Source organism: Chitinophaga sp. 22620 (genome assembly GCF_052044405.1).
GTDB lineage: Bacteria > Bacteroidota > Bacteroidia > Chitinophagales > Chitinophagaceae > Chitinophaga.
This window is the reverse complement of sequence record NZ_JBQEMV010000004.1, coordinates 1-25840: the sequence shown is the minus strand read 5'-3', so window position 1 is coordinate 25840 and position 25840 is coordinate 1. Positions and strand designations below refer to the sequence as shown.

General features: G+C 52.5%; 18 protein-coding genes. 10 read left to right on the top strand and 8 right to left on the bottom strand.

Annotation, left to right across the window (positions count from 1 at the left end):
* Window positions 1–51 precede the first annotated feature (51 nt).
* Together ACTJIK_RS19635 and ACTJIK_RS19630 are read left to right on the top strand one after the other, a co-directional pair.
* Window positions 52–2319 (top strand): GH92 family glycosyl hydrolase, encoded by a 2268-nt coding sequence (locus tag ACTJIK_RS19635; RefSeq protein WP_440649235.1) that lies wholly within the window; start codon window positions 52–54, stop codon window positions 2317–2319.
* A gap of 98 nt (window positions 2320–2417) precedes the next feature.
* Window positions 2418–3233 (top strand): response regulator, encoded by an 816-nt coding sequence (locus ACTJIK_RS19630; RefSeq protein WP_440649234.1) that lies wholly within the window; start codon window positions 2418–2420, stop codon window positions 3231–3233.
* Here ACTJIK_RS19630 and ACTJIK_RS19625 read toward each other — a convergent pair.
* The gene (locus ACTJIK_RS19625) at window positions 3215–6391 is read right to left on the bottom strand and encodes a ligand-binding sensor domain-containing protein (protein ID WP_440649233.1); all 3177 of its coding nucleotides are present in this window, start codon (window positions 6389–6391) and stop codon (window positions 3215–3217) included. The two genes, ACTJIK_RS19630 and ACTJIK_RS19625, sit on opposite strands and share 19 nt — an antisense overlap.
* 376 nt (window positions 6392–6767) lie before the next feature.
* Between ACTJIK_RS19625 and ACTJIK_RS19620 the strand changes: the two genes are divergently transcribed.
* The 4 genes from ACTJIK_RS19620 to ACTJIK_RS19605 are packed head-to-tail and all read left to right on the top strand — an operon-like array spanning window position 6768 to window position 14230.
* A complete protein-coding gene (locus ACTJIK_RS19620; protein WP_440649232.1) occupies window positions 6768–8087 on the top strand; it encodes an IPT/TIG domain-containing protein in 1320 nt (439 codons plus the stop codon).
* Window positions 8088–8103: 16 nt separating this feature from the next.
* On the top strand, window positions 8104–11169 hold the full coding sequence (locus ACTJIK_RS19615) for a SusC/RagA family TonB-linked outer membrane protein (RefSeq protein ID WP_440649231.1): 3066 nt from the start codon (window positions 8104–8106) through the stop codon (window positions 11167–11169).
* A gap of 25 nt (window positions 11170–11194) precedes the next feature.
* Complete coding sequence (locus ACTJIK_RS19610; RefSeq protein WP_440649230.1) at window positions 11195–13249, top strand: RagB/SusD family nutrient uptake outer membrane protein; 2055 nt, start codon at window positions 11195–11197, stop codon at window positions 13247–13249.
* Between the two features lie 12 nt (window positions 13250–13261).
* Window positions 13262–14230 (top strand): DUF4973 domain-containing protein, encoded by a 969-nt coding sequence (locus ACTJIK_RS19605; protein WP_440649229.1) that lies wholly within the window; start codon window positions 13262–13264, stop codon window positions 14228–14230.
* A 94-nt stretch (window positions 14231–14324) separates the two neighbouring features.
* Here ACTJIK_RS19605 and ACTJIK_RS19600 read toward each other — a convergent pair whose 3' ends face one another.
* Window positions 14325–14852, bottom strand: a complete 528-nt coding sequence (locus ACTJIK_RS19600; protein ID WP_440649228.1) for a DinB family protein — start codon at window positions 14850–14852, stop codon at window positions 14325–14327.
* Between the two features lie 201 nt (window positions 14853–15053).
* Between ACTJIK_RS19600 and ACTJIK_RS19595 the strand changes: the two genes are divergently transcribed.
* Window positions 15054–16148, top strand: a complete 1095-nt coding sequence (locus ACTJIK_RS19595; RefSeq protein ID WP_440649227.1) for an alginate lyase family protein — start codon at window positions 15054–15056, stop codon at window positions 16146–16148.
* Here the strand turns inward: ACTJIK_RS19595 and ACTJIK_RS19590 are convergent.
* Window positions 16141–16995 carry a hypothetical protein gene (locus ACTJIK_RS19590; RefSeq protein WP_440649226.1) on the bottom strand — a complete coding sequence of 285 codons (855 nt, stop codon included), beginning with the start codon at window positions 16993–16995 and terminating at the stop codon, window positions 16141–16143. The two genes, ACTJIK_RS19595 and ACTJIK_RS19590, sit on opposite strands and share 8 nt — an antisense overlap.
* 166 nt (window positions 16996–17161) lie before the next feature.
* On the opposite strand from ACTJIK_RS19590, the gene ACTJIK_RS19585 reads away from it, so the two are divergent.
* A complete protein-coding gene (locus tag ACTJIK_RS19585) occupies window positions 17162–17758 on the top strand; it encodes a 2OG-Fe(II) oxygenase (protein ID WP_440649225.1) in 597 nt (198 codons plus the stop codon).
* Here ACTJIK_RS19585 and ACTJIK_RS19580 read toward each other — a convergent pair.
* Window positions 17733–17903 carry a hypothetical protein gene (locus tag ACTJIK_RS19580; RefSeq protein ID WP_440649224.1) on the bottom strand — a complete coding sequence of 57 codons (171 nt, stop codon included), beginning with the start codon at window positions 17901–17903 and terminating at the stop codon, window positions 17733–17735. The two genes, ACTJIK_RS19585 and ACTJIK_RS19580, sit on opposite strands and share 26 nt — an antisense overlap.
* A 133-nt stretch (window positions 17904–18036) precedes the next feature.
* Between ACTJIK_RS19580 and ACTJIK_RS19575 the strand changes: the two genes are divergently transcribed.
* Together ACTJIK_RS19575 and ACTJIK_RS19570 are read left to right on the top strand one after the other, a co-directional pair.
* Window positions 18037–18873 carry an SRPBCC family protein gene (locus tag ACTJIK_RS19575; RefSeq protein ID WP_440649223.1) on the top strand — a complete coding sequence of 279 codons (837 nt, stop codon included), beginning with the start codon at window positions 18037–18039 and terminating at the stop codon, window positions 18871–18873.
* Window positions 18874–18941: 68 nt separating this feature from the next.
* The gene (locus ACTJIK_RS19570) at window positions 18942–19883 is read left to right on the top strand and encodes a DUF5996 family protein (protein ID WP_440649222.1); all 942 of its coding nucleotides are present in this window, start codon (window positions 18942–18944) and stop codon (window positions 19881–19883) included.
* Here ACTJIK_RS19570 and ACTJIK_RS19565 read toward each other — a convergent pair.
* The 4 genes from ACTJIK_RS19565 to ACTJIK_RS19550 all read right to left on the bottom strand — a co-directional run.
* Window positions 19880–21133 carry a thioredoxin family protein gene (locus ACTJIK_RS19565; RefSeq protein WP_440649221.1) on the bottom strand — a complete coding sequence of 418 codons (1254 nt, stop codon included), beginning with the start codon at window positions 21131–21133 and terminating at the stop codon, window positions 19880–19882. The genes ACTJIK_RS19570 and ACTJIK_RS19565 overlap by 4 nt on opposite strands.
* A gap of 68 nt (window positions 21134–21201) precedes the next feature.
* Window positions 21202–22851 carry an acyl-CoA dehydrogenase family protein gene (locus ACTJIK_RS19560; protein ID WP_440649220.1) on the bottom strand — a complete coding sequence of 550 codons (1650 nt, stop codon included), beginning with the start codon at window positions 22849–22851 and terminating at the stop codon, window positions 21202–21204.
* A 330-nt stretch (window positions 22852–23181) separates the two neighbouring features.
* Entirely contained in the window at window positions 23182–25011 is a 1830-nt protein-coding gene (locus tag ACTJIK_RS19555; RefSeq protein WP_440649219.1) for an OmpA family protein, read from the bottom strand.
* Window positions 25012–25030: 19 nt separating this feature from the next.
* The coding region (locus tag ACTJIK_RS19550) for a PorP/SprF family type IX secretion system membrane protein (RefSeq protein WP_440649218.1) at window positions 25031–25840 on the bottom strand (810 nt) is incomplete at its 5' end.

Below are 25840 nucleotides of genomic sequence, written 5' to 3'. Positions count from 1 at the left end.
AATGGAGTGAAGGGTTGGCAAAGTTGAGTATCCACCTTATATTAGCTTGCTATGCAAAAACTATTTATAGCTTTCGTGATCCCGCTTGTTGCAGCCGGGAACGCCCTATGCCAGCAAACCGCGCTTGCGGACTATGTGAATACGCTCCAGGGCACAAATTCCAGCCACGAGCTGACCAGGGGCAATACCTATCCAACCACCGCCCTTCCCTTTGGCATGCACACCTGGACGCCGCAGACGGGTAATAACGGGGACGGATGGAAATACCAGTATCACAGGAAAAGCATCAGGGGCTTCCAGCAGGCGCACCAATGCAGCTCATGGTCCAACGACTACGCCGTTTTTTCGCTTTTCCCGGTTATGGACAGCCTTACAGTAAACCAGGACCAAAGGGCCACCGGCTTCGAGCATGAAAATGAAACAGCCCGGCCTTACTATTACAGCGTTATACTCAACAACAGGATCCGCACTGAAATGGCGCCCACGGAACGCGGTGCGCACCTGCGGTTTTCATTTCCCCAGGGGCATAAAGGGAATATCATATTGGACGGCTATACCGGGTTGTGCGGCGTGAAAATATACCCGGAAGAAAAAATGATCACCGGTTTTGTAAATAACGGAAGGGGATTTCAAAAGGGATGGAAAAGTTTTTTCGTCATCGTATTCGACACTCCCTTTACAGCTTACGGCACCTGGGAAAATATAACCGGCGCCATCCAGCCCGGTAGCCTGCAGGGCGAAGGAAAAGGAACCGGCGCATACCTGCAGTTCAAGGAGGGCGCTACCATACAGGTTAAAACGGCTTCTTCCTATATCAGCGAAGAGCAGGCAAAGCTCAACCTGTCCAGGGAACTGGGCCGGCATAAAACGCTGGAGCAAACAAAGGCCGCCGCAAAAAAGATATGGAACGAACACCTGTCGCGGATCACGGTGGAAGGCGGTACGGAAGAGGATAAAGCAACCTTTTACTCCTGCTTTTTCAGGGCCAGCCTGTTCTCCAGGAAATTCTACGAGCTGAATAAAGAAGGAAAGCCTTATTACTTCAGCCCCTACGATGGCAAAGTGCATGACGGCTATATGTTTACCGACACCGGCTTCTGGGATACCTTCAGGGCGCAGTTCCCGCTGAATGCCTTGCTGTACCCGCAAATGCACGGGCGGTATATGCAGGCCCTGCTGCATGCCAACGAGCAATGCGGGTGGCTGCCTTCCTGGTCCTTCCCCAACGAACAGGGCAGCATGATCGGCAATCATGCCATCTCGCTGCTGGCGGACGCCTGGGTTAAGGGAATACGCAGCTTCGATCCTTCCGCGGCCCTGGAAGCCTATTATCACGAATCCAATAACAAAGGGCCCTGGGGGCCCGCCAATGGGAGGGATGGTTACCCGGAATATAACCGGCTCGGTTATGTACCCTATCCCAGGTACCGGGAAGCAACGGCCAAAACACTGGAATATGCATATGACGATTATTGCGCCTATGCGCTGGCTACAGCCTCAAAGCAGGAAAAATACAGGCAGGGGTTCGAAAAAAAGATGTTCAACTACCGGAATGTGTTCGACAGCACCACCGGTTTTATGCGCGGCAGGAACGAGCATGGGGAATGGCTCAAAGATTTCGATCCCGTGGAATGGGGCGGCCCCTATACCGAGGGTAATGCCTGGCATTGGCTCTGGTCCGTATTCCATGATATTAACGGCCTGAAAAAAATGCTCGGCGGAGACGAGGCCTTCTGCGCAAAGCTGGATGCTGTATTTACCGAACCGAACAAAGTAAAAGTGGGCACTTACGGCGGCATGATACATGAAATGACCGAGATGGTGATGGCCAATATGGGTCAGTACGCGCACGGCAACCAGCCGATCCAGCACATGATGTACCTCTACAACTACGGAGGGCAGCCATGGAAAACACAGTTCCATGTGCGCGAGGTGATGAAAAAGCTGTACAATGCAACGGAGAACGGATATCCCGGCGATGAGGACCAGGGGCAGACATCGTCCTGGTACGTGCTAAGCGCCCTGGGATTTTACAGCGTATGCCCCGGAACGGACCAATACGTGCTGGGAAGCCCCGTGTTCCGGAAAACCACGATCAGGCTGGAGAACGGGAAAAAATTCATCATAGAAGCAAAAGGCAACTCGGCGGAGAACGTCTACACGCACCAGACAACGCTGAACGGCAGGCCCTATTCCAAAACATTTATCACTTACCAGGACATCGCCGCGGGAGGCATCCTTTCGTTTGAAATGAAAAATACAGCAGACAGGCAAAGGATGCTGCAGCCGGAAGATCTTCCGTACTCAGTATCAAAATGACAGGCCGCATGGTTGGATGAATGTGTTTTATTCGTTAAATTGTATCCCACAGCTATACCTGACTAATCCACCCCTGTTCCTTAAATAAAGCACCCGTTATGGAAGAGATCGGCCAAATTCTGAAGCATACCAAACCCGGCATCCTGATCGTTGATGATAACGACGATATCCTCGACTACCTGTTGCACGACATGGAGAAAGGTTACAAAGTGTATACCGCCAAAGACGGCGAAGAAGCCTTTTCCATCCTGCAGCACGAATTTATCCAGCTGGTGGTGAGCGATGTGATGATGCCCAGGCTGGACGGTTTTGAACTTTGCGAGAAGATCAAGCTGACGCTGGAACTCAGTCATATACCGGTTATACTGTTAACCGCAAAGAACACGCTGCAGGGCAGGATACAGGGATTAAAAGCAGGGGCCGACGCTTATATAGAAAAGCCCTTCTCGCTGGATCATCTGTATGCGCAGGTGGAAAACCTGCTGGCCAACAGGCTGAAGCTAAAACAATGTTACGCCCAGTCGCCGCTCGTACATATCAACAGCATTGCGCATACCCAAATGGATGCTGCCTTCCTGGAGCGGCTGGTAAGCACCATTCTCGCACACCTCGATGAAACGCAGCTGGACGTGGAGCGGCTGAGCGTGCTGATGAACATGAGCAAGCCTACGCTTTACCGAAAAATAAAATCCATATCCGACCTGTCTCCCCACGACATCATCAACCTCACCCGCCTGAAGAAGGCGGCAGACCTGATCAATTCCGGCAACCACAGGGTAAATGAACTGGCGGAAGAAGCCGGCTATAACTCGCCGGGCCAGTTCAGGAGAAATTTCTATAAGTATTTCAAAATGTCACCCTCCGAGTATATTGAAAAAGCCCATACACGCGCTTATCAAAAATCGCCGTTGTAAGCATCGCGCCTGCGCTCATGGGGTTCAGCGTCAGTAACGTTCAGCCGGGGAAGGGTGAGCGTAAAAGTATTCAATCCTTCATGTACACTGTATTCCAGGCTGCCTTTATGCAGCAGTGCAATGGATTTGGCCAGCGACAATCCTATGCCGGTTCCCGTAGTCATCGTATTGCCCGACCTGTAAAAAGGCTCGAAAATGCTTTCCCTTTCTTTTTCCGGAACAATATCCCCGTCGTTCGTTATACAGACAACCGCATTTTCACCCGCCGGATCCGATCCGAGCGTCAGTACGATCCGGGAGCGGCAGTATTTAATGGCGTTGTCTATCAGGTTGCTCACGATCTTGATCACCCCGTCCTCATCGATATTGCAAATAAGCGCCGCCTCTCCGATAACAAGCTCGAAAGTATTTTTTTTCTTGTTGACGGCAGGCTGAAAGCTGCTATATACTTCCTCAATAACCGGAACGATATTACGTGCGTTTAAATGCAGAACATAATTCCCCGATTCCACCATCCTGAAGTCCAGCAACTGGTTGGTGAGGGTGAGCAGCCTGTCCGTATTCTTATTCATCACCATCACCTCATGCTCCATCCCGGGAATAGCCGAAACGTTCTTGAGGATCTTGCTCATCGGCATTTTTATCAGCGTAAGCGGCGTTTTTATCTCGTGCGCCACCTTGGTGAAAAAGTCGATCTTGGCCTGGTACAGCTCCTTTTCCTTATTCAGCGTAAAGATCTCCATCAGCCGGAGCTGCCGCTCTTTATAACGGTTGCTGTAATATTTCGTCGCGAAATAGATCATAACAATAATAACCAAAGCATAAACAACATAGGCCAGGCCCGTTTTCCAGAACGGCGGCGTTATTTTTATCTTAAAGGAAGTTTCATTGGAAACCCATATGCCGCTGCTGTTGGTGGATTTTATCTTAATGGTGTAGTTCCCCGGCGACAGGTTATTAAAATGGATGATCTTGTTCTTGTCGGTGAAGTTCCAGCTTTCATCGATCCCGTCCAGCATATAAGCGTACCGGATGTTATCCGGCGCGGTGAAACTAAGCGCTACGAAATCGAGGCTGAAAGTTGAATTGTTGTAAGGCAGCTGGATATTTTTCTTATGCAGGAACAGGTAGTCGTAGAACAGGTGCCGGGAGTTGACGGCGGCGTCTTTGTTGAACACCTCCAGCTTCGTGAGATAGATGGGCGGCACATAATCAACCGGGGTAAGGCTTTGCGGGTTAAACCTTATCAGCCCTTTCAGGCAGCCAAAATACATATTCCCTTCCTTATCCTTAAAGGATGAACGGTGATTGAACTGATCGCTCAGCAAGCCGTCGCTTTGTTTGAAGGTCTTTACCAGCCCCGTTTTCATATCAATATAAGCCAGCCCCATGGAGGTGGAGGCCCAGATATTGTTACGTTCGTCCTGCATGGTACAGTACACAATATTGCTGGGCATGCCTGCATGGGTATTATACACTTTAACGGCATAGCCGGCAAGGTCCATCCTGAAAAGGCCGGATTCCGTGCAGATCCAGAGGCGGTTATGCGCGTCTTCCAGGAAGTTCAATATCTTGTTATTATTGAAGGGATCGTAACCGTTCACCTGCACGGACAGTTTCCGGGCCTGCTGACCGGGATCTATGTAATAGATACCATTCCCGTGCGTCCCCAGCCAGATGCGCCCTTTGCTGTCCTGTGTAACGGCGGAATAAAACTCGTCCCGCACAAGGCCCGGCAGGTAATGAAACCGCCCGGCGGCCTTATCGAAACTATACACACCGTTGGAAGTACCTGCAATGATAGCGCCCGCAGCCGTTTTATACAGGATGTTAACGTAGTTGCTGTTCAGCCCGTTATTCGTGTAAGCGGCGTAATGTTGCACGATCCTGTTCTTCTTCAGGTCGAAAACATACAGCCCGTCTTTAAAAGTTCCGATGTACAAACGATCGCCATCCGCCAGCAGCCCGTGTATATTGCCGGGTAAGCCCGGGGCGTTCCTGTTTTCGTTGTTATAGTTCACAAAAGTCCCCTTCGCGGGATCAAATGCGGCCATTCCCTTATCTTCAGACCCCACCCATATCCTGCCGTATTTATCCTGTACCATTTCACGCACTACATTTCCTTCAATAGAGCCGGGGGCAGAGGTCGGGAAGAATTTTTCAAAAGCGATGGGGTGATGCGCGTAATAGTTGACGCCGCCAAAAAAGGTACCCACCCAAATGCCTCCTTCTTTGTCTTTACAGATCGAATAAATAGCATTGTCGGTCAGGGAATACTGGTCGTGCGGCACTTTGCAGATATGCCGTATATCGCCAGTGCGGCTGTTGAGAATGTACAGCCCGGATTCCGTGCCGATCCAAAAATCGGTGCTGTTCACTTTCAGCAGGCTCCTTACAAAAACGCTCGCGCTTTTAACCGGCGACAATGCTATGGAAGTCCATTGCCCGTCGCGGATGCTGAACCTGAGCAAGCCGGTTTGCGAGGTACCGATCAGCAGGCATTCATTTTCCCTGTCTTCGCAGATCGTTTCAATCGTATTGGCGGTGCGCACAACTTTACCGGATGTGTAATACACGAAGTCGTTACGCCGCCCGTCGTACCTGCCCAGCACGCCATTGGCGCAGCCCAGCCACAGCGTGCCGTCCGCGGATTTATATAAGGTCGTGATGTTTTGCAGCGAGGGCGCCCGGTAAGCGTCGATATGTTTTGTTCCGATATTGTACCTGTATAACGCGGTGCCTTCAACAAACCAGATATTGTTATAAGCGTCGCCATGAATGACCCTTACCAGCTGGCCTTTTGTATTGTGCAGCCTGGTGAACGAGCCGGTGGCCGTGTTAAAATAAAACAGGCCTTTGAGTGTAGCCACCCATAAGGTTCCCTTAACATCTTCGTACAGGTGGAAGATCGGGTTATTGTTAGGGCCGCCGGGCTTATCCTCCCCTATCCTGAAGACCTTGAAATTATAGCCGTTGAACCTGTTTAACCCGTCGGGCGTGCCGAACCACATAAACCCGTCCTTATCCTGCAAAGAAGTGATCACAGAATTGTTGGACAAGCCGTTCTCCACCTCGTAATGCCTGAAGTAGATCGACTGTGCGCTGCTTTCATAAAGCAGGAAAAATACTATCACCGTACAAATGAGACGTTTTGCCATAACGTGAAAGCTCAGGGATCATTTAGCGCTTAAAGGCGGCCTTGCGCTCTTTTTGTCAATATTGATAATCAATAATTTAAAAATACGGCAGGTTTGCCGGATACCGAAATTGCGGGGAAGCTGTTGCCAAAGAATGATACAATATAAATCTTTTTTGATTCGAAATAGCGGCACGCTGAGACCGGCAACCTGTAAATTTACTTTTGAATACCTGGTAACAGAATACCTGTGAACATGCGCTGTGCCATGCAGATGTACCGGCATCTGCTTTCAACTTACCGGTTACTTCCTGATTCCACTTTTTATCCACGTCCAAAATTGCTGTAACACTTCAAAGACCAAAATATGCTTTGAGTAATTAAAAGCACAACGCGTTATGAGTAAAATCCTGAAACTGCTTCACAGAAGCATTCCCCTTGCCGTTTGCGGCGGTCTTTTAATCGCTGCCTGTTCCAAAAACAAAATGTCCGACACCGTTGCCAGATTTGATCCGTCCAAACCCGTGACCCTGCAAAGGTTCACACCAGACAGCGGCGGCGTGGGCACGCAGATGATCATTTATGGCGACAACTTCGGAACGGATGCCGCGATCGTAAAAGTATTCGTGAACGATGTGCCCGCCCCTGTTGTGGGCGTAAAGGGCACCACCATTTTCGCGCTCATCCCCTCGCAGGCCGGGGAAGGACCTGTAAAGGTAAAGATCGGCGCCGGAAGCGATACGAAAGAAGTGGTGTCAAAGACCGACTTCAATTATCTTTTTAACCCCGTGGTAGGCACGCTGGCCGGCTTTACCGACAAGGACGGGAGAACGGCGATAGTGGACGGCGATATTAAGAAAGCGCAGTTCGAAGAGCCCTACTGGCTTACTTTTGATCAGCATAAGAACCTCTACCTGATCGAAGAAAGAAGAGGTGTAAGGTTCATCGATTCGGCGCGGACCTATGTAAAGACGCTGTTCAGAACCGGGAACGGCCTGGACAGGCCCAGGACACTGGCATTTAATCCTACGTTCGACACGCTGTACGTTACCAACGACCAATGGGATGAGCGGGGCCTGAGCACCGCGGTGCTTACCCCTGAGTCCGGCTTTACAAGATGGAACTCGCTTATCTTTTCGCAGACCACCAACGGGGGCGACGCCAATCCCGTAACGGGCGACTTCTTTTTTAACTCCTATGCAAAGGGGGAAATGTTCAAATGGGACCGTACCACAAAATCGACCAGGCTGATGTACCGCGTGGATGATGTGAACTGGGAGTTCAATATCCAGTTTGCCCCCGGCGGAGATTTTGCCTACATCGTAGTGGTGAACCAAAGCTACATCCTGCGGACCAAGTACAACAGGGAAACCGGCATGCTGGACGCACCCGTGCATTTTGCCGGCGGAAGGGGCCAGCATAGCCACCTGGACGGCGTTGGGGCGGATGCCCGGTTCGACCATCCGCAGCAGGGCGCCTTCGACAAGTATAATAACTTCTACCTGGCGGACGTCCGCAATCACTGCATCCGGAAAATAACCCCGGAAGGCGTGGTGAGCACATTTGCCGGCAGGCCCCGCGAATACGGGTATGCGGACGGCCCGTTGCGGAAAGCGCAATTCGACCAGCCATGGGGCATTGCTTACGACGAAGCCGCTGCTACGTTTTATGTGGCAGACCAAAAGAACCGCAGGATCAGAACAATCTCCGTTGAATAAATTAATTGCTTTCATAATGAGAATTTTTTACTTATCCCTGATCTTCATCGCCATTTCCATCAAGGCTTTGTCGCAGCAAACAATAGAAGTAACCGGCACCGTGACCGATACCAATCATGTGCCATTGGGGTTTGCCAACGTTGTGGTGAAAGACAGGGTGGGCCTGGGCACCATGACGGACGAGAAAGGAAGATTTAAGATCACTGTAGAGCCATTTCACACGCTGATATTCTCTTATGTAGGGTATACCACCAGGGAAGTGCCCATACGCGACAACCGCGTGGTGAATGTCATCATGCAGTCTTCCAATACCAACGCCCTGGAACAGGTGGTCGTTACCGCCACCGGGCCACAGAAAAAAGTGACCGTTACGGGCGCCATTACTACGGTGGACCCAAAAGACCTGCGGACGCCAACCGCCAATATCACGAATGCGCTGGCAGGTAATGTGGCCGGCGTGATCGCCATGCAGCGTTCCGGCGAGCCGGGCAGCAACCAGTCGGAATTCTGGATAAGGGGTATTTCCACCTTCGGCGCCAACAGCGCAGCCCTGGTGCTGGTAGATGGTTTCGAGCGGCCCTTCAATGAAATAAATATCGAGGATATAGAATCGTTCTCCGTATTAAAAGATGCTTCCGCCACCGCCATCTACGGCTCAAGAGGGGCTAACGGGGTGATCCTGATCACCACCAAAAAAGGGAAGACAGGAAAAATAAACATCGACGGGAAAGTGGAGCATACCTACAGCACGCGTACCCGTACGCCCGAATTCGTGGACGGGAACCAATACGCCGCATTGGTCAATGAAGCCAAAATAACGAGGAACCAGGAACCGGTCTACACCGCCAATGAGCTGGAGATACTCCGCCTTGGCCTGGACCCGGACCTGTACCCCAACGTGAACTGGCAGGACGAAATGCTGAAAAGCGGCGCCAACATCAACCGGGCGGCACTGAACATCAACGGCGGCGCCACCATTGCCCGGTTCTATGTTTCCGGCAGCTATGTGGACGAAGGCGGTTTGTATAAATCAGACGCTTCCCTGAAGGAGTATAAAACAAACGCCAACCTGTCCCGCTGGAACTACAGGGTGAACCTGGACCTGGACGTTACCAAAACCACCCTGTTCCGCATCGGGGTAGCGGGTTTCCTGGAAAAGAAAAATTACCCGGGATTGAAGGACGATATCTGGTATTCTCTCGTGGGCCAGTCGCCCGTTTCCATTCCCAAAATGTATTCCAACGGGCTGGTGCCCGCTTACGGTACCGGCAACAGAACGAATCCCTGGGTGCTGGCCACGCAGACCGGCTACAGGGAATACTGGCGGAACAAGGCAGAGACCAACTTCGTGCTGGACCAGAAGCTGGATTTTATTACCCCTGGCCTGAAGCTCACCGGCCGCCTTGCATTTGACGCCAACAACGAAAACAATATCAACCGGAAAAAATGGCCGGAGCAATACAACGTCGAGAAAAGAAGGGACCGCAACGGCAACCTGGTGATGCACCGCATATCCCCTGAATCACTGATGTTCCAGGAGACCAGCGCTGCGGGCGAACGGGTTTCCGTGTACGAGCTGGAACTGAGATACAGCCGCGCAATCGCTGAAAGGCACAGGATAGAAGGCCTGGCCAAATACTTCCAGCGCGAGCAGCGGCAAACGGTGAACCTGGGAACAGATATCATCAATGGCATCCCCCGCAGGAACCAGTCGGTATCCGGGCGTTTGATGTACGGTTACGACAACCGTTACCTGGCTGAATTCAATTTTGGTTATACCGGCTCCGAGAACTTTAAACCAGGCCACCAGTTCGGCTTCTTCCCCGCGGTTTCCGCCGCCTGGAACATTTCCGAAGAACAATACATTAAAGATAATTTCGACTGGCTGGAGTTCCTCAAGATCCGTTATTCCTACGGAGAAGTAGGCAACGATAACTTCGGCGGCAACCGCTTTGCTTACCTGAGCACGATAGCGGCCGGAGACGGTTATAATTTCGGCGAAAGCATCAGCCCCAACGCCTATCCCGGCTTGTATTACCAGCAGGTAGCCTCCGAGCAGCTAACCTGGGAGGTGGCCCGCAAGCAGGACCTGGGTATTGAAATGAACCTGAGGGACCTGTTTTCCATCACTGTCGACCTCTTCAAAGAAAAAAGAGAAAAGATCTACAAACAACGGTCGCATTTGCCGGCCATGGTAGGCATCGTGAGCCAACCCTGGGCAAACGTGGGCGTCATGGAAAACCAGGGGTTTGACGCGCAATTCAATATGAACAGGAAGGTCAGGGGGATCGACTTTACGATGAGAGGCAACATCACTTACTTTAAAAACAAAGTGATCGCCTTCGACGAAGAAGCCAATAACCTGCCTTACCGGATGACCCAGGGGTTCAGGCTCGACCAGGCGCGCGGCCTGATCGCGCAGGGATTGTTCAAGGATTATGACGAAATAAGGCACAGCCCCAAACAGACCTTCGGCTCCTACCAGCCCGGGGATATCAAATACAAGGATGTAAACGGCGACGGCATCATCAACGACGACGATATTGTGCCCATCGGCGCATCCCGCGTGCCCAGCCTGATATACGGCGTAGGCATGTCCGCCAGGTGGCGCGGCATAGATTTCAACATCCACTTCCAGGGAGCCGGCAAATCGTCGTATTTCATTAACGGGCCCAGCGTATACCCGTTTGCGGAAGGCGGCTGGGGAAATATCCTTACAGACGTGGCCGTGCCGGGCAACAGGTGGATATCAAAAGATATTTCGGGCGATCCTGCAACGGAGAATCCGAACGCCAAATATCCCAGGCTCAGCTACGGCGGCAATCCCAACAACTACCGGGCATCCACCTACTGGCTGCGCAACGGTGCTTACCTCCGCCTGAAAAATATTGAGTTGGGTTATACCCTGCCCCAGCGGATCACCCGGTGGGCGCATATCAACAGCGCAAGGTTTTATGTGATGGGGTACAACCTGGTGGTCTGGGACCACCTGGACCTCTGGGACCCGGAACTCGGCAGCGGGAACGGGATGAATTATCCTCCGGCCAAAACGATCACCGGCGGACTTACTATCAATTTTTAAGGGGAAGTTTAATCCATCTAATGTTATGAACAAAACTAAAGTGAATAAATGGTTGGAAACATCCGGGCAGCCAACCGGGCATGCGGGCCACACCGGTTCCCGGGCAAAGAGATTGGTCGTTCCATTTCTCTGCGCGCTTACAGGGCTCCTGCTGTTGGGTTCCTGCAAGAAGTACCTGGATATGGACCATTTTTTTAAAGACCGCCTGAACACCGACACGCTTTTTACGAGAAGGGACTATTCAGAACAATGGCTGGCCAGCACCTACATCCATCTGCGCAGTGAAAATGCCGACGTGGCCAGTAAGGGCCTTACTCCGTTCAATTTCATCTCCGATGATATGTTCTTTGGAGACAGGGACGATAAATACCGCCGGTACAAAAACGGCGAGTATGATGAAACATGGGACCAATCGTCCTGGTCTTCCTGCTACCAGGGCATCCGCAAGGCATCTATCTTCATACATAATATCGACAAGAACCGGGAGATGTCCCCCGAAGAGATAGCGGACAACAAGGCGCAGGCGCGGTTCCTCAGGGCTTATTATTACTGGCTGCTGCTGAGGAAATACGGCCCCGTTCCTATTGTTGCCGACGAAGGGATCGACTACACCATTGAGTATGAAAACCTGTCCCAGCCCAGGAACTCCTACGATGAGTGCGTGGATTTTATCACAAAGGAACTGGCTACAGCGGCCAGAGACCTTCCGCTGCAACGCACCAACAGGGATGCGGCCCGGCCTACCAAGGGAGCCGCGCTGGGCGCGCGCGCAAAAGTATATTTGTTCGGCGCCAGCCCGCTTTTCAACGGGAACCCCGAAATGGCGGACCTGGTGGACAACACCGGCCGCCAGCTCATTTCCCAGTCGTACGACGAAACCAAATGGGCCAAAGCCGCCGCAGCCGCCAAAGATGTGATCGACATGAATGTTTACAAGCTGTTCACCGCGCCGTTCAATGCCCAGGATCAAAGCGCCACGCAGCCCAGAACGATCGTTCCGCCGTATCATCCGCTTTATTCCGACAATGCTTTTCCCCTGGGATGGAAGGATATCGATCCTTTCCAATCCTACAGCCAGCTGTTCAACGGCGCTTTAGCCTACAACGCCAACCCCGAGATCATTTTTTCCCGCGTTACGGAGCAAAGCTCGGAAGGGATCAGCCAGATGGTGCTGCACCAGGTACCCTTTTCATTAAAAGGCTGGAATACGCATGGCATCACCCAGAAGCAGGCGGACGCCTATTACATGAACGACGGGGCCAATGTACCACTGAACCCGCGTGTAACTGGCTTTACCACCAATAAGGAAGACCATAAGCCGCTGCCTGCCAATGTATCCATGCAGTATGCCAACAGGGAACCCCGTTTTTATGCCTCCGTGGCCTACAACGGAAGCATGTGGGAAGGCACCAGCGCCAGGAAGGTGGAAGACAGGTATAAGCAGGTATTCTATTACAGGGGGCACACAGACGGCAAGCAGCCCTCCTCCCCTGCATTCCATATCAGAACGGGAATGGGGATCAAAAAATATTACAACCCCTTCGATTCTTTCATGGAAGGCGGTTTTGTAGTGCCAAAAATTGAACCGGCAATCAGGTATGCGGAGATGTTGCTGATATATGCGGAGGCATTGAACGAATTGAACGGCACGCACACCATTCCCAATTACCTGGGCACCGGGAGCATTACCGTTGGAAGGAATGCCGCCGAGATCAGCAAATACATCAGCCAGATACGTATCAGGGCAGGCGTACCGGATTTCGACGCCGGCGTGTATGCCTCAAAAGAAAACCTGAGGAAAGCCCTGAAAAGAGAACGCCAGATCGAATTATTCGCCGAAGGGCACCGCTATTATGACCTGAGACGCTGGAAAGACGCTCCCATCGAGGAATCCACACCGGTGATGGGCTGTAATATGAACATGACGGAAGACCAGCGCGACCTCTTCTATATCCCGGTTGCCGTGCCTTCCATGCCCACCATCTTTGTGAAGAAGATGTACCTGTGGCCCATCTCGCACAGCGAGCTGAGAACGAACAGGAAACTGACTCAAAACCCCGGGTGGACAACATTCAATTAAAATAAGAACATCATGAAGCACTTATATTATCTCATCGGGTTATGTTTGTTCATCGCCGTTGGCGCGTGCAACAAGGAATGGGAAGATGAACTTTTTACGAAGTATGTCGCATTCGGCAAGAACGGCGTTGTGCAGGTATATGTGAAATACAAAGAGCAGGGAGGGCATATTCCCGTCAAAATACCGCTTGTACTGAGCGGTTCCACCGAAAATAACACGGACGTGCAGGTAACCATTGCCCTCGACCGGGATACGCTGACCAATTTGAATTTCGACAGGTTCCGGCTCCGGGAAGACCTCTATTTCAAAGAGCTTCCCGCTGATTATTACAATATAAAATCTTTCACCGCCACCATTCCCAAAGGTGAAAGCACAGGTTATCTTACCCTCAACTTAACGCTGAACGGGATAGACCTGGTGAATAAGTATATCCTGCCGTTACAGATCGTTTCCACTTCCGTGTATTCGCCGTCTGTATTGAAGCATTATAAAAAGTCGCTGATCAGCATCATACCGTTCAACGATTTCTCCGGGAAATATTCCGTTGCCGGCGCTGTTTGGGACAGGACGAGGAGCGAGAACAGCCAGACGGCGCTGACAGTGCCTCACAGGAACACCTGGGTGGTCAATGAAAAAGCTGTTTTCTTTTACGCAGGCGTAACGGAGGAAGAAGCCGTGGACAGAGCCTCCTATAAGATCAGCGCGACATTTAACCAGGACAGCACCGTGACGCTGGCCTCCGATAACCCGGCCATCCATTTCTCCCAGCAAAAAGGCACCTATACTGTCAGCAAGAGAATGGACGAAGTGCAGCCTTACCTGGAGAAAACATACACCACCATGTACCTGGAATATGAATATGACGATATTACCAACCCGGCATACCCGTTAAAATACCGCTTTGCGGGATCCATGGTATTGGAGAGGGTGAAGAATACCCAGATACCCGAAGAAGACCAGCAGGTGCAGATACCGGATTGAGCTGCAAAAAATTATACCTCAGGGCCGCCACCTGAAAAAGGGCAAACCAGGGATTATCCCGGTTTGCCCTTTTCTTTTTGTATTCAGGCAAAAATCAAAATAGTTTTTCCTGTGGAGGCTTAACGCCCGCCAAACGCAGGTAAACCGTCGCCTGACCCCGGTGATGCGTTTGATGCTCAAACGCTTTCGCCAATGCCACATTCCTGGTCAGGTCAAACTGCCCGAACAGTTTGATATTTTCATTTAGCTGGGCGGCCGTCATTTTGTTTACCGCGCTGATGACAAAGTCATATCCTGCCGAAACAAGCTTCGTAATGTTCTCTTTGGATTTATCGGTGGTGTTCTTTTCCAAGCCTTCAAGAGGGCTTTTTGTTCCTTCCATCGCGGAGATGAATATGTAGTTGTCTTCGGTCAGGTGCAGCATTTGCTCAGCGAAGGACCGGATCTCAGGCGTGGGCTTAAGGCTGTAACCAGCGTCGGGCATGGCATTTAGATAGTCCAGTGTGTAGGCTTTTGCCCTCTCCCATTCTTTAGCCCATTCGGCGGGCGTGGTTTGGGCATGGGCGAAATTGAGCGCCGCAACGAGGAATAACATCAGGGTAAATACTTTTGATAATTTCATACTGCTTTAGGTTTTATATGGTGATTAGATTTTGCCGGCCGTTTCGGTGTGGATGATCATTTCTCATAAGGGCCAAAACTCGCCGGGGCTCCGGGGCTCTTGCCAGACCAGTTAAAGATAAGGCATCCGGACAAACCGGGCAAAACACGCTTGCACGGGGAGATAATAATCAGTAGTTTTAAACACTTACCACGTTATGTTATGAAACAATATCACCTGAAGGCCTTTTTATTATCCGCCGTCATCCTTTTTTGCGCGGCTACCGTCTCTGCGAATGAACATCCCGGCGGCATGCATACCAAAGCGCAGATCGCCTATGTGAAGGAGCAGATCAGGCAGAAAAAAGAACCGTTTTACGCGGCCAGCATGCAGCTCCTCGCAAAGGCAGACCAGGCGCTGTCTTCCACGCATCATGCACTGGCGGACCTGAGCATTCCCGGGTATTACATCAAACCTAAAGAGCACAGGGAAAACTCCCAATCCATACAAACCGACGGCTTTGCCGCGTATGCCTGCGCGCTGGCCTGGCAGCTCACCGGCGAAAAAAAATATGCCGAAAAGGCGTTGTATTTCTTAAACGCCTGGGGCGCCATCAACACCCGTTATTCCGATTACGACGGCCCGCTTGTACTGAGCTACTCCGGCACTTCCATGGTGATTGCCGGCGAGCTGATGCGGCCTTTTAAAAAATGGGAAAAAGCAGACCGGGAGCGTTTTGCGGGATGGGTGAAAAATGTTTACCGGGAAGCCGCCAACCAGATCCGCCACCGAAAGAACAACTGGGCGGACTGGGGCCGTTATGGCTCCATGCTGGCGGATTATTACCTGGATGATGAGGCGGATATGGCCGAGAACATCCGTTTGATCAAATCCGACCTGTTCGATAAAATAGCGGTGGATGGCCATATGGTAGAAGAAGTAAAACGGGAGAAAAACGGCCTGTGGTATACTTACTTCTCCCTGGCGCCCATTACAGCTTCCTGCTGGGTGGCGTACAATACCACCGGCGAAAACCTGTTCACACTGGAGAACGGCGGCAGGTCCATTAAAAAGGCGCTGGATTACCTGCTTTATTACCAGCAGCATCCGGCGGAATGGAAATGGTTCAACAACCCGAATACTGGCAGCCCCACCTCGGGCACCGGGTTCTGGCCCGCCAATCTTTTTGACGCCATGTACGGGATATACAAAGACGAGACCTACAGATCCTTCACAGCGCCGCATCTCCCGGTCATTTATGAAAAACATCATTTCGCCTGGACATTCCCCACGCTCATGCCGGCAATAGTCAGATAGTTTTATCCATCTGCCGGCGGGCTGCCTTGCGTGATCTGCCTTTTGCTTCCCGGATAAAGGAAACGGCCGTTTCGATCATTTCCTTTTGTTCCGCTACGTTCGCCGTTTCCGCTTCTATATTGACATAACGCCTGTTTTTCTTTCCGTAGAAAACGCTCAGGGAACCATCATCTTTTGCCTTATGATGCTGCAGGATGGCGTTATAACCGGAAGTCCGGACCTTACGGAAAAAAAGCTTATCGGTGGTCAGGAAAAAATTATCCGGATCGCGGGTATCGCTTTGATGAACGGCAGCGGCATCCTTTTCACATTCGCCGCCTTTCATGTAGGTAAGGGCGGAAAAGCCCGCGTCGTCGTTGTTGTGCAGCGCGATCAGCACCACAGCGCCGGAAGGAACCTGGTTCAATACGAAGTTGCTGAAACCATGGATCGCGTTGATGGCTGATTTTGTGCTTTGTTTGCTGTATTCCTGCAACGTGGCTTTAATGCCGGTCTTGGTGAACATCCGGTTAGGATCGAACCGGTATGTTATTCCCCGCTGCGTGAATGTAATGTTCCGCTGGTTATTGTTTCCGATGCTGAGCAAAATGCCGCCTGTTCTCTCCAGCACGGCCCTGGCGGCTTCCACGCCGGTGGTTTCATCGTCGTGCAGGCTGATCATCACCACGTCTTTCCTGTTGCCGTAAGCGGTTACCTTTAAGGGAACGGACCGTTGGCCGAGGGTGTAATGATAAGTTCTTTCATTCCCGGCATACCTTTCGCTCCCGGTTACCACGCCCGCCATGGAAATATAACCGGGCAGATGAAGCATACACAGCAGGAACGATATCAGGAGCATCTTTAACATACGCGTGTTTTGGGCGGAATAGCCGTTATATATCCTGCAAATGGCATTCCAGTTAGTTCACGGCGCATAAAGTGCCTGTAAATCATGACCTGAAGCGCTTTCCCAGCCCGATTAATCTTACCTTCACCGGAATACGGATAATTCTGTCCTTATAACCCTCCGCTTCATGCAAAAGGCCTTCGACACGCTCATCAACAGTTTTATTGACAATAAAGTAGGCATTGCGGAAAATTTCCTGAGCGTACAGCTGGCCGGCGGCCTGAAGAACAACCTGACCCTCCTTTACGCCGGCAAAGAAATGCAGGCCGCCGGTACGGGCAACGGCGAACAGGTGGCGCACGACAAAGCCGTTCGCAGCGATATGATCTACTGGCTGGACAAAAAGCATAACAATGAGCATGAGAACGCCTTTTTTGCCGTGATGGATGCTTTTATACTTCATTTAAACAGCTCCTGTTATACCGGTATCACCGGGTATGAATTCCATTACGCCTTGTATGAAAAAGGAAGCTTCTACAAAAAGCACCTCGACCAGTTCCGCAATAACGAGAGCCGCCAATACTCCATGATCATTTACCTCAATACAGACTGGATCGCCGGGGACGGCGGGCAGCTGTCCATCCACCACGCAGGGGCCGCTTCGCAGGAAATAGATCCCACTGGTGGCAAGACCGTATTCTTTAAAAGCAGCGAGCTGGAGCATGAGGTGCTGGTGGCCAACAAACCCAGGATGAGTATTACGGGTTGGTTGAAAAGGGATTGAGTTTTATTTCATAAACGTCCTCACCACCCCTGTTCTTCCCGGTCACAAACACCGTATCAAAAAAGAAAGGCATGCGGTCCAGTGTTTTCAGCACCATCGTTTCTTCCTCATATCGGGCGCGGCTAAACATTAGAGTTGCTGCCATCTTATACAAATTTCCAGCCTGATCAAATTCCAAAATAAATTTGCGTAACCAAATGGTTACATGTATATTTACCGCACGGAACCGGGAAACATCCGGGGCGAACAGTTGTTTTCACCAAAAAAATGACCGCATCATGAAACCGCTGGTATTTGAACGCACTTACGAAGCTCCTGTGGAAAGGGTTTGGGAAGCCCTCACCAATAAAGCACAGATGAGAGAATGGTACTTCGATGTATCCGATTTTAAACCGGAACCGGGCTTCCGCTTTTATTTCACAGGCGAAAGCGAAGGCATACATTTCAAACACGAATGTGAAGTGGTGGAAGCGGTGAAACCTGAAAAACTTTCCTACACCTGGCGCTACGAGGGTTATCCCGGGCAGTCGCTGGTAACGTTCGAGCTGTTTAAAGCGGAGAAGAACTCCACCCGCCTGAAACTGACGCATTCCGGCACGGACACCTTCACGCACCCGGATTTCGGCAAAGCCAACTGGGCGGAAGGATGGAGCGCGATCCTCGGCGAATCGCTGCGCAACTTCGTGGAGAAAGAGGATATCAAAAAATCCATCCTGATCGACGCGCCCACGGATGTTATCTGGAATATCATACTCAATCCCAACCACCAATGGGGTAAAGCTTTCGGCGGCGGGGCATTTATCGAAACGGACTGGAAAAAAGGCTCATCCGTTATCTGGAGAGACACAGCCGGCGACATCGGCGCCAGCGGCATCCTGGAAAAGTTCCAGCCGGAAACGCTCCTGCATATCCGTTATTACGACGACGTAACACCGGCGGCAGGCGCGCCTCTGGGCGATTACTCGGAGCTGATCCACCTCTCCCCCAATCCGGACGGCACCAATAACCTGCACATCGAAGCGGGCCTTATCACCAAAAAGGATATCGCCTTTCATGCCGGGATGTGGGACCAGGCGATGGCCATTATAAAGGACCTTGCGGAGAAGCAGCCGTAACGAAGGCTTGCACCTTTCTCAACTTATAACGGGTTGATTTGTTAATGATAGTACTCAAAACCACCGCTATGCAAAACAACTGGCCCGTACTGGATTATACAACCTGGAAAGACACCCTGGCCACCGTTCACCGCTGGACGCAGATCGTGGGGAAGATCAGGTTGAGAAAAATGCCCTGGCTGAACCATTCCTGGCACGTAACGCTCTACGTAAGCCCCAACGGCCTCAGCACCGGTAGCATGCCTTACCAGAACGGCATTTTCCAGGTAGATTTCGATTTTGTGCAACACCGGCTGGTAATCACCACCAGCGAAGGCCGGCAGGAAGTGCTGCAGCTAAGGCCCAGGTCTGTTGCCGACTTTCACCGGGAACTGTTCGAAAAAATTGCCCTGCTGAATATAGACGTAAGCATCTACGGCGTTCCCAGTGAGCTGGAAAATGCCATTCCTTTCGCGGAAGATGAGCAGCACAAATCCTATGATCGCGCCCAGATGGAAGCTTTCTGGCGGGCGCTGGTGAAGGTGCACAATGTTCTCACCCGCTTCCGTACCCGCTTTACCGGCAAGTGCAGCCCCGTGCATTTCTTCTGGGGCGCGTTCGACCTGGCGGTGACGCGTTTTTCAGGCCGCGATGCGCCTCCCCACCAGGGTTCCGCGCCTAACATGCCCGCTAAGGTCATGCAGGAAGCATATTCCAAAGAAGTAAGCTCCTGCGGTTTCTGGCCCGGCAGCGACCAATACCCGCACGCCGCTTTTTATGCCTACTCCTACCCCGCCGCGCCGGCGTTCGCCACGCAGCCGGTTCAGCCCGAAGGCGCTTTTTACAGTAATGAAATGGGAGAATTCCTGCTGCCGTACGATGTTGTACAGCAATCAGCCGACCCTGAAGAAACCTTGCTCGCCTTCCTGCAATCCACTTACGAAGCGGCGGCAAACACCAACCACTGGGACCGCCGGGCGCTGGAATGCGACCTGTCTTCCTTTGAAACGGAATTCGGCTGTTATCGTTAATTTTTGGGAGGAGCCTTTGTTTTCAGCTTATTGACCAGGCTGTCTATGGCCGGACTTGGCGGCATCAGCAGCTTTACCCGCTCCGCCCATTGAAGAGCGTCTGCCAGGGCTGCATCGCCCGCATCCAGGGAGGCGGCAAATGCGGCAGCGGTTTCATACAGCGGACTGCTGATCTTGCGGGAATACTGGTTGATGATAAACTGCTTCTCTTCCTGGAAACCCGGAACCTTCGTGCTGTCCTGCTCACCGCTGAGAAATGGTTTCATGGTTTGCCCGTACATACGCGCGTCTTCCGCGCGGATCGAATCCAGGGAAATATTCATGGTATTGCCCACTATGCGGTAACCCGTTTCTTTTAGTTTCGCCAGATCCTTTACCATCCCGTAATACAGCATCTTCATCTTACTGATGCCTCCATGGTGCGCAACAGGCAGCTCCGGCGCGAGCGTTTCCATGTAAGTAATGATCTGCCTCAATTCCAGCGGCCGCCCTTCTTTCCAGGCCTGGCCGGCTGAATTGTAAAGCGCCCTGGAATACACGCGGGCTGCTGTTTTTTTCTTCTGTTCTGCGGGCAGCGAAGTATAATGATCCATGAGAAATACCAGCGCGTTGGAACGCGCGCCGGAAACATTTTCAGCCAGGTACGCCAGTTCTTCCGGCGAAGCCAGCCTGGCGGAAGGCACCGCTTCAACGTAGGCATTTAACACGGTTGTATTATCCAGTTCCAGTTCGGCCAAACGTTTGAGGTAACCGCGCAGGAATTCCGGGGCACGTTTTCCACTCCTGAATTCTTTTTCCAAAGCGCCGGCACTGTTGCCTCCCGCGCCTGCGGACATTGCGCTGGCTGCATGTGCGGAGAGTGAGGCTACCGGCTGAAAACCCACGGCACGGTGCAGCAGGGTTCCTTCCGCGTTAAGATAGAGGTAAGTAGGATAAGCCTTTACCGAATATTTCCCCGCAATAGCTACGCCTTCGCCTTTTTCAGCGTCCAGGCGGTAGTTGAGGAACATGCTGTTGTAGGTATCGCCCACTTCTTTCAAAGGAAATATTTCCTTGTCCATTTGTTTACAGGGGGGGCACCAGTCTGTATATACATCCACAAAAATAAGCTTCCCCTGCTTTTTTGCGGCGTCCAGCAATTCCTGCCAGGTTCCTTCAAAGAATTGCATGCCTTGTTGCGGCTCCGCGTTCGCGGTGGCTGTTGTGGCAAAGCAGGTTAAGAAGAATAGAAATATCGTGATTGAGCGCATGGAATCCGTGTCTGTGTTTAAAGAAAGTATATTTAAAAATAACAAATGCGCTGCAAAAACCAAAGGGCTCATTTATCCGCGGCCCGGTATGTACGCGCGATCACTTCATCCAGCACTGCGGCATTTTCCAGTGTTCCCCATGTGAGGTTCCTTGTTTTTGAAAGCCTTGCCTTGCAGAATAGCTGCGCTACGGCGGGCGGCGCTATGCGGATCAGCTCTGTGGCCTGCATAGCCAGGGCCATTTTCTCCACGATGATCCTCGCTTTGAATTCGTAGGCGCCAGGGTCGGACAATAACTGCCGCAGTCCGTCCAGGTGAGCATCGAGGGCGGCATCAAGGCCGCGGGCGGACCGGAAATAATTCATCAGCGCTTCCATGCTGCGCGGCTCTTTATGCATCGCGCGGAGCACATACAGCGCCTGCACGTTACCCGATCCTTCCCAGATGGAATTGACCGGCACATCGCGGTAGAGCCTGGGCATGATGGATTCTTCCACGTAACCGTTGCCGCCTATGCATTCCAGCGCTTCGCCCACTGCGAGCACCGCGCGTTTGGTGTTCCAGAATTTCCCAACGGCAGTAGCAATGCGGGTAAAATGCATGGCCTCCTCATCACCCGGCGCATCATCGAAACCCTTAGCCAGCCGCATAGCCAGCGTAGTGGCGGCTTCGCATTCAAGGCTCAGGTCAGCCAGCACGTTCTTCATCAACGGCAGGTCTGCCAGCCGTTGCCCGAAAGCGCTGCGGTAAGTGCAATGATGGATCGCTTCGGCCACCGCCCGCTGCATCGTGGCCGCGGAACCGATGGCACAATCCATCCGTGTATGCCGCACCATTTCCATAATGTTGGGGATGCCCCTTCCCTCTTCGCCGATGATCCGGCCCCATGCTTCGTGGAACTCAACTTCTCCCGATGCATTGGAACGGTTGCCCAGCTTATCTTTCAGCCGTTGGAAATGAAGCCCGTTCTTTTCGCCCTCCGGGGTGAACCGGGGAACGAGGAAACAGCTCAGCCCCTTTTCCGTTTGCGCCAGCACCAGGAACGCGTCGCTCATAGGCGCGCTGCAAAACCACTTCCGGCCGGTGATCCGGTACACGCCTTTGCCGGCCGGCTTCGCAAAAGTAAGATTGGCCCGCACATCGCTGCCACCCTGCGGCTCGGTCATGGCCATGCCGAACGTAACGCCTTTTTTGTTGAAATAAGGGATATTCCTTTCGTCGTATTCGTTGGAAAGCACCAATGGCAGCCATTCCTGCGCGATATCCGGTGCAATCTCCAGCGAGGGCACCACGGCAAAGGTCATTGTCAGCGGGCAGCTGCTGCCCTCATCTATCTGCTGTTTCAGGTACGACAATACACTGTGCGCCAGGTAACGCCCTTTTTGCCGGGAAGTCCATGCGATGGAATGCACCTGCCCGTGTATGGAAACCTCCATCATCCGGTGATAGGCAGGATGATACTCCACTACGTCGAGGCGGTTGCCAAAGCGGTCGTGGGTGTTGAGCACGGGCGTATGCCTGTTGGCGAGATGCCCTGCTTCCTGCATATCGCGGCTTCCCATCAGCGCCCCGAACGCAGAAGCCTGTTCGTTCATCCAGCCGCCGCCATAGGCATGCAGGGCATCCTGAAGCGCCGCATTCGCCGTAAATGCATTGAAATTTTCCAGGACGGGCGCCTGGTTCAGGGAACGTTGAAAATCAAAACCGGGAGATTGCATAAGCAGAGGTTTTGGATATTCAAATGTACCCCAAATACAACAATTATCCGTTTGCTGCCAGGGGGAAATAAGCCGGGCCTGTCATTGCATTAGAAGAGCCGTCATTGCGAGGAGCTGCGGGGGATTTGTGCAGGAGGCGCGACGGCCCTTTTTAATCAACCTAAAAACAAAAGCCGGAAAAAATTCCGGCTTCTTAGCATATGCACATTTGCCAAAGTTGAGGTATACGTATTGTTCAGGGATTACCCACCATGACTGGCTGGTACTTACATTCCGGTTATGCGTCAACATAACCTGTCCAATAGTAGTGTCCCTTATAATCAGTTGTTATTACCATCTTACTTTCATTTCCGAACGCCTGTTCTGCCGGTATTCTTCCTCGCTGCAAGGCACGCCGTCCTTACACCTGTTCACCGGTTCCAGCTCGCCTTTGTTCGCGTAATAGAGGCGTTTCGGGTCGATGCCTTTATTCACGAGATAATCGATCACGGAGAAGCAACGCAGGGCAGACAGATCGGTGTTATACTGATCCGCGCCGCGGTTGTCCGCAAACGAAGCGATCACGATCTTCCAGTCCGGCCTGCGTTTCAGCACGTCGGCCACCCTGTCCAGCACCTGCCGCGATTCGGTGAGCAGGCGGGCGCTGTTGTAGTCGTAGAGGAACTTCAGCTGCTCCAGCGTACGCCGGTCTTCTTCCTCTTCAGCGGTCAGCTGCCTGCGCACAGGCGGCTGGCCGGTGGTGCCCGTAGTGCCGGTCGTACCGGTGGAAGGCGTCACAGGCGGTTGTTTGCTGTGATCGATCACGCCTGGAGGAGCAATATGGTTCACCCGGTTGGTGTAATCCAGGTCCGCGAAATAATAAATATCATCACGGCCCATGCCGCCTGGTTTATTGGAGGACATATACCCTTCATAGCCATTGTGTTTGAGCACCAGGCCGATATCGTCCGCACCGGAGTTGAAAGGCGCTTTCATATTTTCCGGCGTTTCCCAGCTGGTTTTCCCGCCTTTCACGCGATAGATGTCATAACCGCCCAGCCCGGCGTAGCCTTTGCTGGAAAAGTAAAGGATGCCGTCTTCGTTCACGGTGGGGAATGTTTCCGCCGCGATGGTATTGATCTTATCCCCGCAGTTCACCGGCGAGCCCCAGTTGCCGTCAGCCTGTTTTTCAGCGTACCACAGGTCCGTTTGCCCGAAACCGCCGGGGCGGTCCGACACGAAATACAGGATGCTGCCGTCCGTATTGAGCACCGCATGGCTGGAGGAATGGCCCGCCACGTTAATGCCCGGCAGCAGCACCATCTCGCCCCATTTGCCGCCGGTTTTAACGGACTGGTAGATCTGCAGCTGGCGCACCCCGTTCACCGGGCCTTTGCCGGTAAAGGGCACTTTCTTTCCCTGTATGTTGATGGTAGCATAGAGCGTATCTTCCGTGCGGTTCATGTTGACCGGGCCGATGTGGTAATCATATTTACCGAGCAGCTTCGGCACCAGCTCTTCCAGGTACATCGTGGCATTGCCTTGTGTGTATTGCTGGTATACGTAGGCTTTGTAAAAAGGCTGCTTCGTGCGCAGGTCCGTTTGCGGGTTGGATTCCGCATTGCCGTTGAGCACCAGTTCGCGGTAGCCGTTAGACATCAGCAGCAGTCCCTGTTTGATCACGCCGCTCACCAGGTCGGAGCCGGGTGTGTTCAGTTCTTTGAGCGGTTGGAGCTGCACCGGCGCGGGTTTCCACACGGCGGCGCTGTCGCAGCCGCGCAGCGCTATTTCTTTCAGCTTTATACTGTCTGCATTCGCAGTGGTGAACAGGGCGTATTGCTGCCGGGCGGAATCGTATTGTTCCAGCTGCCGCAGCGCTTCGCCGTAAGCGAAATAAGCCGCCGCAGGGTGATCCGGCCGTGCGATGATCTGCTGGTAAAAGCCCGCCGCTTCTTTAAAGTAGCCGATCTCCTGGTAGCTGCGCGCCATTTTCATGAGCAGGGCCACCGGCGTTCTGTCGCCTTTGCTGCGGGCCTGCCGTTTGTACAGCGCCCCTGCCACCGCATACTCTTCGCGTGCATAGGCTTCTTCAGCCAGTTGCAGCACGCTTTTCTGCTCCTGTGCATACAGGCTGCCGGCAAGCGTCATGGTCAGGATAAAGGTTAAACTGCGTCGTATCATACGTCCTTAAGTAATGGGTTTAAAAATACCGGGGATTCTGTACCGTGAATTTTTTGGAAGGGAATAAAAAGCCGAGGGAGATCTCATGCGATCCGCCCTGGTATCCCGCCATTTTATTCACGTTCAGATCGTAGGAATAACCGATGCGCAGCTGCTGGGTGGCATAGAATTCCACCATGGCGCTGGCCGCGTTCGTCTCCTGGAGGTCGCGCTGAAGGGCCGTCTTTTTCCAGATGCTCACATTGGTGCGGTAAGATCCGCCCACCCATATCCGGTCCCCGATCAGCAGGAAGGCGTTCAGGTCCAGGCTGGTAGGCCCTTTGAAGTCTTCCTTCACCAGGAACGACGGCTTCAGCTGGAGCTTTTCCCCCAGCGGGAACACCGTACCCGCCGTTACATACAGGTGCTGCGTTTTGCGGATGGTGGAATAATTGTTGCCTTTCCAGTTATAGCGCGAAGCGTCGGAGTAAAGGGAAAAAAGATCCATGACAGACACACCGGCGTAGAACTTAGACGTGTAATAATACACGCCGAAACGCGCATCAGGTACCCAGGTGCTGGTTTTGCCGGTGGGAATGGCCACGTCGTCGTTGTCCACGTACTGCAGCGCCGCCCCGTCTATGGAATACTGGCTCACACCGCCGCCGATGCCGATGCACAGGCGTTTAGTGTTTTCCTCGTCCAGCGGGATGCGGTAGGAATAGGAACCGTAGAAAGACAATGCTTCCTGCGGCCCCAGCTGATCGAACAATACCTGTCCGCCCAGGCCCACCCTGCCTTCGCTGGCGGGCGTCACCCCGTCCAGGGATACGCCGCCGGTTCGCGGCGC

Excerpts from the sequence above, each read along its gene's own strand:
- ACTJIK_RS19635 (WP_440649235.1), top strand. The coding sequence starts at position 52 with ATGCAAAAACTATTTATAGCTTTCGTGATCCCGCTTGTTGCAGCCGGG.
- ACTJIK_RS19630 (WP_440649234.1), top strand. The coding sequence starts at position 2,418 with ATGGAAGAGATCGGCCAAATTCTGAAGCATACCAAACCCGGCATCCTG.
- ACTJIK_RS19625 (WP_440649233.1), bottom strand. The coding sequence starts at position 6,391 with ATGGCAAAACGTCTCATTTGTACGGTGATAGTATTTTTCCTGCTTTAT.
- ACTJIK_RS19620 (WP_440649232.1), top strand. The coding sequence starts at position 6,768 with ATGAGTAAAATCCTGAAACTGCTTCACAGAAGCATTCCCCTTGCCGTT.
- ACTJIK_RS19615 (WP_440649231.1), top strand. The coding sequence starts at position 8,104 with ATGAGAATTTTTTACTTATCCCTGATCTTCATCGCCATTTCCATCAAG.
- ACTJIK_RS19610 (WP_440649230.1), top strand. The coding sequence starts at position 11,195 with ATGAACAAAACTAAAGTGAATAAATGGTTGGAAACATCCGGGCAGCCA.
- ACTJIK_RS19605 (WP_440649229.1), top strand. The coding sequence starts at position 13,262 with ATGAAGCACTTATATTATCTCATCGGGTTATGTTTGTTCATCGCCGTT.
- ACTJIK_RS19600 (WP_440649228.1), bottom strand. The coding sequence starts at position 14,852 with ATGAAATTATCAAAAGTATTTACCCTGATGTTATTCCTCGTTGCGGCG.
- ACTJIK_RS19595 (WP_440649227.1), top strand. The coding sequence starts at position 15,054 with ATGAAACAATATCACCTGAAGGCCTTTTTATTATCCGCCGTCATCCTT.
- ACTJIK_RS19590 (WP_440649226.1), bottom strand. The coding sequence starts at position 16,995 with ATGTTAAAGATGCTCCTGATATCGTTCCTGCTGTGTATGCTTCATCTG.
- ACTJIK_RS19585 (WP_440649225.1), top strand. The coding sequence starts at position 17,162 with ATGCAAAAGGCCTTCGACACGCTCATCAACAGTTTTATTGACAATAAA.
- ACTJIK_RS19580 (WP_440649224.1), bottom strand. The coding sequence starts at position 17,903 with ATGGCAGCAACTCTAATGTTTAGCCGCGCCCGATATGAGGAAGAAACG.
- ACTJIK_RS19575 (WP_440649223.1), top strand. The coding sequence starts at position 18,037 with ATGAAACCGCTGGTATTTGAACGCACTTACGAAGCTCCTGTGGAAAGG.
- ACTJIK_RS19570 (WP_440649222.1), top strand. The coding sequence starts at position 18,942 with ATGCAAAACAACTGGCCCGTACTGGATTATACAACCTGGAAAGACACC.
- ACTJIK_RS19565 (WP_440649221.1), bottom strand. The coding sequence starts at position 21,133 with ATGCGCTCAATCACGATATTTCTATTCTTCTTAACCTGCTTTGCCACA.
- ACTJIK_RS19560 (WP_440649220.1), bottom strand. The coding sequence starts at position 22,851 with ATGCAATCTCCCGGTTTTGATTTTCAACGTTCCCTGAACCAGGCGCCC.
- ACTJIK_RS19555 (WP_440649219.1), bottom strand. The coding sequence starts at position 25,011 with ATGATACGACGCAGTTTAACCTTTATCCTGACCATGACGCTTGCCGGC.